Annotated in this window: 11 protein-coding genes; 10 read left to right on the top strand and 1 reads right to left on the bottom strand. The window is 62.0% G+C overall.

Annotated features, from left to right (window positions below):
• Positions 1 to 9: 9 nt before the first annotated feature.
• The 5 genes from ACQZ6J_RS24155 (at position 10) to ACQZ6J_RS24135 (ending at position 4,371) form a co-directional block, all read left to right on the top strand.
• Positions 10 to 780 carry an SDR family NAD(P)-dependent oxidoreductase gene (locus tag ACQZ6J_RS24155; RefSeq protein WP_449085927.1) on the top strand — a complete coding sequence of 257 codons (771 nt, stop codon included), beginning with the start codon at positions 10 to 12 and terminating at the stop codon, positions 778 to 780.
• Complete coding sequence (locus ACQZ6J_RS24150) at positions 780 to 1,808, top strand: LacI family DNA-binding transcriptional regulator (RefSeq protein WP_449085922.1); 1,029 nt, start codon at positions 780 to 782, stop codon at positions 1,806 to 1,808. Before ACQZ6J_RS24155 ends, ACQZ6J_RS24150 begins: the two co-directional genes overlap by 1 nt.
• 79 nt (positions 1,809 to 1,887) lie before the next feature.
• Positions 1,888 to 2,859, top strand: coding sequence for a cupin domain-containing protein (locus ACQZ6J_RS24145; protein ID WP_449085926.1), 972 nt, complete (start codon positions 1,888 to 1,890; stop codon positions 2,857 to 2,859).
• 97 nt (positions 2,860 to 2,956) lie between these two features.
• Positions 2,957 to 3,652, top strand: a complete 696-nt coding sequence (locus ACQZ6J_RS24140) for an RraA family protein (RefSeq protein WP_449085921.1) — start codon at positions 2,957 to 2,959, stop codon at positions 3,650 to 3,652.
• Positions 3,649 to 4,371, top strand: coding sequence for an alpha/beta fold hydrolase (locus ACQZ6J_RS24135; RefSeq protein ID WP_449085920.1), 723 nt, complete (start codon positions 3,649 to 3,651; stop codon positions 4,369 to 4,371). The genes ACQZ6J_RS24140 and ACQZ6J_RS24135 overlap by 4 nt, the downstream gene beginning before the upstream one ends.
• Positions 4,372 to 4,492: 121 nt before the next feature.
• Here ACQZ6J_RS24135 and ACQZ6J_RS24130 read toward each other — a convergent pair whose 3' ends face one another.
• A complete protein-coding gene (locus ACQZ6J_RS24130; RefSeq protein WP_449085925.1) occupies positions 4,493 to 4,693 on the bottom strand; it encodes an RNA polymerase sigma factor in 201 nt (66 codons plus the stop codon).
• Positions 4,694 to 4,971: 278 nt separating this feature from the next.
• Between ACQZ6J_RS24130 and ACQZ6J_RS24125 the strand changes: the two genes are divergently transcribed.
• The 5 genes from ACQZ6J_RS24125 to ACQZ6J_RS24105 all read left to right on the top strand — a co-directional run bounded on the left by ACQZ6J_RS24125 (position 4,972) and on the right by ACQZ6J_RS24105 (position 10,403).
• Positions 4,972 to 6,483 carry a sugar ABC transporter ATP-binding protein gene (locus tag ACQZ6J_RS24125; protein WP_449085919.1) on the top strand — a complete coding sequence of 504 codons (1,512 nt, stop codon included), beginning with the start codon at positions 4,972 to 4,974 and terminating at the stop codon, positions 6,481 to 6,483.
• Positions 6,480 to 7,484 carry an ABC transporter permease gene (locus tag ACQZ6J_RS24120; RefSeq protein ID WP_449085918.1) on the top strand — a complete coding sequence of 335 codons (1,005 nt, stop codon included), beginning with the start codon at positions 6,480 to 6,482 and terminating at the stop codon, positions 7,482 to 7,484. The genes ACQZ6J_RS24125 and ACQZ6J_RS24120 overlap by 4 nt, the downstream gene beginning before the upstream one ends.
• Before the next feature lie 4 nt (positions 7,485 to 7,488).
• On the top strand, positions 7,489 to 8,472 hold the full coding sequence (locus ACQZ6J_RS24115) for an ABC transporter permease (protein WP_449085917.1): 984 nt from the start codon (positions 7,489 to 7,491) through the stop codon (positions 8,470 to 8,472).
• Positions 8,473 to 8,561: 89 nt separating this feature from the next.
• Positions 8,562 to 9,539, top strand: coding sequence for a sugar ABC transporter substrate-binding protein (locus ACQZ6J_RS24110; protein WP_449085916.1), 978 nt, complete (start codon positions 8,562 to 8,564; stop codon positions 9,537 to 9,539).
• Positions 9,540 to 9,605: 66 nt separating this feature from the next.
• Positions 9,606 to 10,403, top strand: a complete 798-nt coding sequence (locus ACQZ6J_RS24105; RefSeq protein WP_449085915.1) for an SDR family NAD(P)-dependent oxidoreductase — start codon at positions 9,606 to 9,608, stop codon at positions 10,401 to 10,403.
• Positions 10,404 to 10,407 lie beyond the last annotated feature (4 nt).

The following is a 10,407-nucleotide window of genomic DNA, read 5'->3' as shown; positions in this document are numbered from 1 at the left end:
ACCCACGCCATGACCACACCGCTCCCCAGGACACCCTCCTTCCGATTGGACGGCAAGACCGCACTCGTCACCGGTGCTTCCTCGGGCATCGGATTGGGCGCCGCGGTCGCGCTGGCCGAGGCGGGTGCGGCCGTCACGCTTGCGGCGCGCAATGAAGCGAAGTTGAGCGAGGTAGTGGATAGCATTCGGTCCGAGGGCCATCTCGCCGACGCGCTTGTCCTCGATATCCAGGATGTCGAAACCGTCGATCGCATCGTCGCGGCCGCCGGCCCCTTCGATGTGCTGGTCAACAGCGCTGGACTTGCGCGCCACGGTCCTGCGGTCGAGACCCGGCATGAGGACTTCGATGAAGTCTTCGGCATCAACGTCCGCGGCGCGTACTTCCTCACGCGCGCCGTCGCCAAAGGGCTGATCGCGGCCGGACGTCCCGGCTCGCTGATCAATATCTCCTCGCAGATGGCCAAGGTCGGCGGCATCGACCGGGCGGTCTACAGTGCCACGAAACATGCGGTGGAAGGCTTCACCAAGTCGATGGCGATCGAATGGGGGCCGCTCGGCATCCGCGTCAACACCATATGCCCGACCTTCATCCGCACGCCGCTCACCGAGCAGACCTTCGCACAGCCGGAGCGGGCAAGGTGGATAGAGGAGAAGATCAAGCTTGGGCGAATCGGCAGCGTCGAGGATATCATGGCCGCCGTCACCTACCTCGCATCCGATGCGTCGGCGATGGTGACGGGAACGGCACTGATGGTGGATGGGGGTTGGACGGCGGACTGATGGCAAACGAAAAGGTTACCTCGAACGATGTGGCCCGCCTGGCGGGTGTCAGCCAATCCGCCGTTTCGCGCTATTTCACGCCGGGATCGTCGGTTTCCAAGAAAACCTCGGAAAAGATAAGAGTGGCCGCCGAGCAGCTCGGATATCGCCCCAATATCCTGGCGCGATCGCTGATCACCGGGCGCAGCCGCATCATTGGCCTGGTCGTCGCTTATCTCGAGAACTACTTCTATCCGGAGGTCGTGGAGCGCTTGTCCAAGGTTCTTCAGGAGCAGGGCTACCATGTGCTCGTCTTCATCTCTTCGCCGGCCTCAGCGTCCGAGAATGTCGACCAGATCACGCAGGAGATCCTCGACTACCAGGTCGATGGCATCGTGCTGGCATCCGCCAGCATGTCTTCCGAACTGGCGGCGCGCTGCCATGCTCACGGCGTTCCCATTGTGCTCTTCAACAGATCGCAGGATGACGAACGGCTATCGGCGGTCACATCGGACAACCGCGCCGGCGGCCGCAAGCTCGCCGAGCTGCTGCTGTCGCTCGGGCATGAGAAGTTCGGCTATATCGCCGGCTTCGAAGGTGCTTCCACGCAGCGCGACCGCGAGGCCGGATTTCTCGAGGGCCTCGCAGCGGCAGGCAAGTCGCTCTACCGCCGCAGTGTCGGCAACTTTCGCTACGAGGAAGCGCAGGCCGCCGCCCGCCGGATGTTCGGCTCCGACGATCGTCCCGACGCGGTCTTCGTCTGCAATGATCACATGGCATTTGCGGTCATGGATGTTCTGCGCTTCGAACTTGGGCTGCAAATCCCGCAGGACGTCTCCGTCGTCGGCTTCGACGACGTGCCGCCGGCACGCTGGCCGGCCTATAATCTCACGACCATCCGGCAAGACGTCGACGCGATGGTGGCCGAGACAATCAGGACACTCATGCGGGCGATCGACAACGGGGACGACCAGGCCCGGCGCGTCACCCTCGACGGCACTCTGGTCGTTCGCGGCTCGACCCGAAAGTGTCCCGCAACCTCAAACTGACGACTTGACGACCTGACGCGCCATATCGGCGCGCCGGGGCACCCTGAACCAAGATTGCATACGTATGAAAGGTACGAAAATGCCGATATCCCAGCAGGAAATGGAAAGACGGATCGTCCGCTATGGTGAGCTCAAGCCATGCCGGACGGCATTCATCGATGCGCATACGCCAGGCTCGAACAGCAAGGAAAACTTTACGATCATCGGCGGCGGCGTGTCGGAAAGCCCGGACCAGCACGTCCACATCAAGGAGACGCCCGGCTTCAACATCGGCGCGGCCGGGCAGCCGCCCAAATGCCGCAACTCACTGCATTCGCACCGGACGGCGGAGGTTTTCTTCGTCCTCAAGGGGCGTTGGCGCTTCTTCTGGGGCCGCTGGGGCAATGCCGGCGAAGTTGTGCTCGAGGAAGGCGATATCTTCAATATTCCGACCGGCATCTTTCGCGGCTTTGAGAATATCGGCACGGACTACGGGATGATCATGGCCATCCTGGGGGGTGACGACGCCGGCGGCGGCGTCATCTGGGCGCCGCAGGTCATCGAGGATGCCAAGGACCATGGCCTGGTGCTCGGTGAGAACGGCAAGCTCTACGACACGAAGAAGGGTCAGGCACTGCCGGAGGGGATCAAGCCGATGCCGTTGCTGACGGACGAGCAGCTCAAGGCTTTTCCCGAAACGCCGGTCACGGCCGTGGTGCGCGATTATGTTGCTCGATATTGGGACCTTATGGCTCTCAGCCGGAACGCGCCGGCCAAGGTCATTGGCGAGAATGCGCTGCTGCGCGACAAGCCCGGCTTCGAGGTTGAGTTCCTTACGCGAGGATCGATCCCGCAGGATGCCTATTCGGTCGATCGGCACGAAGTCCTCATGGTCATGCGCGGCCATTGGCGCCTGGCCTGGGAGGGCGGCGAGACGGTGCTGGCGCCAGGCGATACGTGTGCGGTCCCTCCGGGATTGCGTCATAGCCTTGCGCCGTCGATGACGGGCGAAGCCAGCCTCTATCGGGTCTCAAACACCGCCGATAGCGCGGGAGCGACCTGGCGCGGTTAATAATCGGAAGCCGCCGGCAAAGGTGCCGGCGGCTTCTTTGAAAACGATAGCCAGCGGCCCCTGTGATCCAGGCCGGCATGCATGAGGAGGAAGGTTCTTGGATAATGATTTGCTGACCCTGTTGCGTTCGGTTGATACGCCGACGGTTTGCAACGCGATCGAGGTGGCGCAGGGCAAGCGGGGGTTCGATGCTTTCACCCGCGGAACGGTGCTGTGTTCCGCGCCCGAAGCGCCGCCGGCCGTCGGCTATGCCCGCACGGCGAAGATCGCTGCAAGAACGCCGTCGCGTGACGACCCGGCCGTTATTCGCGAGAGGCGGATGGCTTACTACGAGCACATGGCCAGCGGTTCACAGCCACGCATCGCCGTCATCGAGGACCTGGATTTCCCGGATGCGGTCGGCGCCTACTGGGGCGAGATCAACGCCACCGTGCACCAGGGGCTCGGCCTTGCCGGCGCACTCACAAATGGCGTGATGCGCGATCTCGGTGACGTGCCGAAAGATTTTCCCATCATTGCCGGCTCGATCGGCCCAAGCCACGCCTTCGCCCGCGTCGAGGCCGTCGCCACCACCGTTTCCGTCTTCGGCCTCACCGTTTCTCCCGGCGATCTCATTCATGCAGACCGTCACGGCGCCGTCGTCATCCCGCCCGAGATCATACCTGAGTTGGCAGATTCCATCCGGAAACTTCAGGCGACGGAGCAGATCATCCTTACTCCCGCGCGCAAGCCTGGATTCGACATTCACGAATTCAAGATTGCATGGCAAGCCTTCGAGAAAAGCCGCACATGACGGCGCACGGCATCATGCGGCGGGAAGAGCAACCGCCCCTTGTCCTGGTGCCCGGGACTGCGTGCGACGAGCGGGTATTTAAGCCGATGCTCGATCGGCTCAAATACCCGCACACAATCATCCTTGAGATTGATGGTGTAAGCTCGATGCATGATGCCGCGCTCCGTATCCTGTCGAAGGCTCCCGAACGTTTCATCCTCTGCGGCTTTTCTCTGGGCGGCATCGCTGCATTTGAGATGGTCGCGCAGGCCCCCGAACGTGTCGAAAAGCTTGTTCTGATCGACACCACGGCAAAGCCCGATCCGATCGAAAATACCGCTGTACGCCGTAAGGCGGTTGCCGAGGCTGAGGCGCGTGGGATGGAATCCTTTATTCTCGACGCATGGCCAAAACTGGTCGCGCCGTGTAACATCTACGACCACGAGATTAGGTCGACTATCGTCGCCATGGCCAACGATTGCGGCGTGGCAAAGCTCGCCGCTCAGGCCGAAGTAGCGATAAGTCGTGCCGACAGCCGCCCGCGGCTCGGCGCGATTACACAGCCGACGCTGGTCCTTGCAGGAGAGAGCGAAGCCGTCTGCCCGATCGACGCTCATCGGGAAATTGCGGACGGAATTTCCGGCGCCGAACTTGTAGTCATTCCCAAAGCCGGACATTTCAGTCCGCTTGAAAATCCAGCTGAAATCTCGGCTCAACTAAAACGGTTTTTAGCGAGATAATTGACGCATTCAAAAAGACACGCCAGCGAATCGCGGGTGATGACGACCCGGCCACGGCGGCGTCTGTTCTATATCCGTGCCCGGTAGCGAGGGTGGGACTTGTTTTCTATGGCTTCTGAATTCACCCGGTAACGTGGAGCAGCGCTTTCGAAAGATGCTTCTGCACGCTGCCGTCAGAAATTCCAAGGCGAGTTGCGACCTGTGAACAGGTGGGGTCTTCTATTCGGTTGAGAATGAAAATCGAGCGCGTCAATTCCGGAAGCTCGTTGATAATCCCATGGAGACACGCGAGCCGCTGACGGCCATCCGCCTCGTCTTCCAGTGTCGGCCGGTCGTCCGCGATATCGGCCAGATTATGGGCTGTGCGATAAAGATAAGAGCGCTCATTGATGAGCGCCGCTCCCGCTGGCGAACGAAGTTCAGCATAACGCAGACATGTTTCCTGAGAGCGAATTCCAGCGGCTCGACGGCGATGTCGGAGGACCTGCTGGCCACTTCACGCGCCTATAGTCCAATATGGACTATTTGCTTATGGGCTGTCGGAATTTCTAGTTTAGCTTCTCTTTCATCGCTCGGAGGCGCGATGTTTAGGAGGAAATCATGGACAAAAGAGCCGTCTTAACGGTCAGCAACCTGCGCAAATCTTTCGGCGGAATCCAGGCGCTCAAAGGCGTCGACTTCGATCTTCAGGCCGGTGAGATCCATGCCCTGTGCGGAGAGAACGGCGCGGGGAAAAGCACCCTTGTGCGTATGATCGCCGGGCTTATGGCGCCGGATGCGGGCGAGATCCGCATCGGCGACGAACTCCTCAAGGCAGGCGAGCTCACCAGTCCAAAGCAGGTTTCCGTCGTCTATCAGGAATTGTCGATCATCCCGCATCTTTCCGTGCTCGACAATGTGCTCCTCGGAGATCCGGACATTTCGCAGCTCTATCTTCGCAGACGCTACACGGCGCGGGTACGCGAAACGCTCAACCAGCTCGGCCTGGCAAATGTCCCGCTTGACATCGAGGCCGGCCGGCTCGCAATCGCGGAGCAGCAGCTTCTCGAAATCTGTCGCGCCGTCATGCGCGGCGCCCGGGTCCTGATCCTGGACGAACCGACGGCGAGCCTTTCCGACGCCGAGATCCAGCGCGTTTTCGAGACGGTGCGGTGGCTGCGCGGCCAGGGAACCGCGGTGATCTATATCAGCCACCGACTGCCGGAAATCTTCGCGCTCACCGATCGCGTCACCGTTTTCCGAAACGGTCAGCGCGTCATGACCAAGCCTACCGGCGAATGGACGAACGACGAGCTCGTCACCGAGATGATCGGCCGTGAGGTATCGTCCGCGCATTCGATCCGCAACAGCGCCGACCTTGCCGCCGCCGACACGGTGGTACGGCTCGCGGGTCTCGGCGTGCCCGGAAAATTCCGGCCGGTCGATCTCTCTTTCCGCAAAGGCGAGATCGTCGGGCTCATCGGCCAGCTCGGCGCGGGCGCCAATGCGATGGTCGAAACGCTCGCCGGCCTCGAAAGACATTATGCGGGTTCGATCAGCATCGACGGACAGGCCGTGAACGTTACCTCGATTGCTGCGGGGACGCGTGCTGGCATTGCCTATGTCTCCGAGGATCGCGGCGGCAAGAGCCTCTTTCTCGGCGCTCCCATAGAGGTCAACCTGACCGCGGCGATCCTCGATCGTCTCAACCGTTTCGGTGTCCTGGCGCTTGCCGATGCCCGTCAGCGCGCCAACGATCTGGCGCGGCGGTTCCAGATCGATAGCCGGCGTCTGCCGCTTGCCGCATCGACGCTTTCGGGCGGCAACCAGCAGAAGGTGGCGATTGCAAAATCCGTCGCACTGGAGCCGAAAGTCCTTGTGCTCAACGAGCCGACCCGGGGTGTGGATGTGGGCGCCCGAACCGAAATCTATCGTGAAATCCAGGCGCTCGCCCGCCAGGGACTGGTCGTCCTGTTCTTCTCGACGGACCTGGAAGAGATCCGGGAGCTTTCGCAACGGGTGATCACGGTCTTCCGCGGCGAGATCGTCAATGACCTGCCGGTCGAAGAAACGACGATGGACTCCATCCTCGGCGATGTCGTGCGCGGTCCTGTCATGGGGAGGGCAGCATGAGCAGCAAAAGCAATACGACGCCTGGAGGCACGGCCGTGACCGAATTCGACCTGAAGGCGCTCGGCGCCAGTCTTGTCCGGCCGGAGCGTATCCAGTCGACCGCCGTGTGGATCGCCACCCTGCTTCTCGCCCTCTGGGCAACGCTGACTATTCCCGGCTTTTCGTCCAATGCCAACGTCTCCGCCATCATGTACTCGACGTCGGCGGTTGGCATCGCGGCGGTGGGCATGGCGCTGATCACGCTCTCGGGAAATCTCTTCATGCTGTCGATGGGCGCAACGGCGGCCGTCTCGACCATTCTCTTCGCGTCCTTCCTTTATCTAGGCCTGCTCCCAAGCCTGGTCGCGGTGGTGGTGATCGGCGCCCTGTTTGGATTTGCCCAGGGTATCGCGGTCGGGCTCTTCCGAACCAATCCGATCATCACCACGATCGCCATGGCCTCGATCATCACCGGCGCCGGCTCCTTCTATTCCGGGGGGCTGACTGTCATGGGCCAGGGCGATGCGAGCTGGCTCGGCGTCGGCCGCACCCTCGGCCTGCCCAACCAGATCATTCTCTTCCTGCTTGCGGCGATCGTGCTCGGCTTCATCGTCGAACGGACCCGCTTCGGCCGGGAGTTGCGCCTGATCGGGCTCAATCCGAAGGCCGCTTCCTTCACCGGCCTTCGTGTGGAGCGGACCCTCGTTCTTGCCTATGTCTTCGCCGCCATGGCAGCGGCATTTGCCGGAGCTCTCTACGGCTCTCAGGCTGCGCAGGGCAATCTGAAGCTCGGCGCGGGGCTGGATTTCGACGCCATCGCCGCCGTGCTCGTCGGCGGCGTGGCGATCAAGGGCGGCCAGGGGCGCGTGCTGGATGCCGCCATCGGCGCGGTCTTCCTGGCCATGATTTCCAATATCCTGCTGCTCAAGGGTCTCTCGCTGGAGATTCAGCTCATCGTCAAGGGGCTGGTGGTCATCGGCTCGGTCATCCTCGGCGCTCTTTCACTCGGTTTCCGGAGGTAGGCCCATGACGACGCGCTACAAATCAAAGGCGGTCTCGGGCGCAACCCTGCTTCGTCTTGCTCTTCTGATCGCGCTGGTCGTGATCTTCGCCCTCTGGAACCCGGCTTTCATCAGCGGCCGAAATCTCTATGCGCTGATGCAATCCTTCGCGTTGCTGGGCATGGTCGCGCTCGGCCTGTCGCTGACGATGATCGCGGGGGAGTTCGATCTGAGCGTCGGCTCGATGGTCGCGGTCGGCGGTCTCCTGACCCTGGTCGCCGGCGGCGACAGCCTTGTCGGTGGCATGGGGGTGGCGCTCGCCTTCGCGGTTCTGGTCGGCGGCGTGAATGCAATCGTCATCAGCCGCTTCAACGTCTCGTCGCTGGTCGTTACCGTCGGTTCGATGATGGCGCTCTCGGGATTTGCCTTCTGGCTCGCTGGCGGGAAGGTAATCAGCACGGACAATTTCGATCTCGGTTTTGCGCTCGACGATCCGATTTTCGCCGTCTTCTCGGCGCGCAGCCTGATCACGCTCGCTACCTTCGCGCTTGTCGGCATCTTCATGCACTACACTCTCATGGGCCGCGATATCCGTGTGGTCGGCAGCAAGCGACAGGTGGCCGCGGCCAGCGGCGCAAAGGTCGGGCGGTCGTTGCTGATCGTCTTCGTGCTTTCGGCCGTCACAGCCGCCCTTGCCGGCAGCTTGCTCTCGATGAGCCTTGCCAGCGCGGCGGCGACAACAGGCGGCAATCTGATGCTGCAGGCGGTCTCCGCGGCGATCGTCGGCGGCGTGGCGTTGTCCGGCGGTTCGGGGACGCCGGCGCATGTGCTGCTCGGATCGCTGATCCTGACGGTGATGAACAATGGGATGAGCCTGATCGGCATGGGCGCGACAGGCATCCTCTTTGCCAACGGCCTTGTATTGATGGGAATCGTGCTGCTCGACGGTCAGTTGGGCGCATGGATAAGCGAGCGGCTCACAATGTTGCGGGCCGGTCATTCCGCTTAGCGGAACCAACCGTACGACCTTCGTAAAATCACCGCCGGCGCAATCGGCGGGCAAGAAGGCGTGCGATCTTCAAACGGGAGGAATGAGCAATGAAGCTTTCAGGACTGACAAAACTGGTGATGGCAACGACGATGCTCGGTGCGCTGATGGTGCCGGAAATGGCGAGCGCCGCCGCCAAGGGATCGAAGGTGATCCTTCTGACGGTGACGGAGGAGTGCGAATATTGTGCTCTGCATCAGCGGGCTTTCAAGGAAGTCGCCGCTGCCGCCGGCATCGATCTGGAGGTGAAGATCACCAACTACGACGCCGCCGAACAGGCATCCCAGGTCGATCAGGCCATCGCGCAGAACCCGGCTGCCATCGTGCTGTGGCCGGCGGATTCGAGCGCCATCGTGCCCTCGCTGCGCAAGATCAAGCAGGCGGGGATTCCGCTGGTCATCACGAATTCCGAGCCTGACAAGAAATACGCCGACTATTGGAACGTCTTCACCGGTCCTTCGGATCTCGGCAACGGTCAGTCCGCGGCCGAAGCCATGATCAAGGGCTTTGCCGAGAAGAAGCTCGGCAGCGAAGGCAAGATCTTCATCGTCGAAGGCGTTCCGGGCACGCCGCCCCAGATCCTGCGCTCCAAGGGCTTCGAGGAGGTTCTCGGCCAAAAGGCCGGCGGCATCACCGTGGCCGGCAAGCAGAATGGCAACTGGGATCAGACGAAGGCGACGGATGCCGCCGCTGCTCTCTTCACGCAGATCGGCCCCGACGTAAAAGGCGTATACGCCCAGGCGGACAATATGATGTCGGGCGTCATCGTGGCGGCAAAGCGCGCCGGAATCGATCCGGCAAAACTCGTACTTGTCGGCTCCAACTGCTCGATCGAGGGCGTGAACCAGATCAAGGACGGCACGCAATACGCTACCGTCCTGCAATCGCCGATCGACGACGGCAAATATGCGGCGAAAGCCGTGGTCGATCTTCTCGACGGAAAGCCGGTCGAAAAAGAGATCTTCCTGCCGCACGAGATCATCACCAAGGACAACATTTCCGAATGCGACGCCGCCATCGGCCGCTGAATTGAACCGAGGCACGGCGTCGAGCGCCGTGCCTCACCTCTCCCGATTTCAGAAAAGGAATATCCCATGGCTTCGGAGCCAGTCTTCAACAATGCCCTTCCGGAACTCGTCGTCGTGTCCGGTACGGCCTCTGGTCTTGGAACCAACATCGCCCGCCTCCTGACGGAAAGCGGCGTACGGACGATCGGCGTGGATCTGGCCCCGGCTCCGGAAATCCTTTCAAGCGCTCTCTATTCTCATGTTCAGGGCGACGTAACCGATGAGGCGACGTGGGAAGGCATCGTCGCGACCGTAAACAGCGAGGATCCCGGAACTGTCGGGCTGGTCACGTCCGCAGCCATGCTGAATGTCGGAACAGTGCTCGAATTCGACAAAGCGGCCATGGAAAAGACCATGTCGGTAAACTTCATCGGAACGGCGCTTGCCTTCCGGGCGCTGCTGCCGCTGCTGATCGCGCGGGGCGGCGGTCCGATCGTTGCCGTTGCCAGCATCGACGCGACATTCGCCGAGCAGCAGCTTGCCATCTACGCCGCCTCGAAGGGGGCCGTCCGCCAACTGACGCGCACCGTTGCCATGGATCATGCCCGCCAGGGCGTGCGGGCAAACGTTCTGAGCCCAGGCCCGATGCTTGCCGGCCTGTTCGAGCGCCACATGAAGTCGGCTACCGATCCCGACCGTTTTCTCTCGACCCGCGCCAACCGTCAGCCCTCGGGCCGCATCCTCGATCCGGCGGAAGTCGCTCGTGCCGCACTGTTCCTGCTGTCAGACGCCTCGACCGCGCTCAATGGCGCGGAGATCGTCGCCGATGGCGGGCTGACCACCAGCTTCGATTTCCGCACCGGCTCCGAAGGCGCGTCGGTGTGAGGAG

The organism is Rhizobium sp. A37_96 (assembly GCF_053521765.1).
The sequence above is the reverse complement of the archived record's forward strand: the minus strand, read 5'-3'. Positions and strand labels throughout refer to the sequence as shown.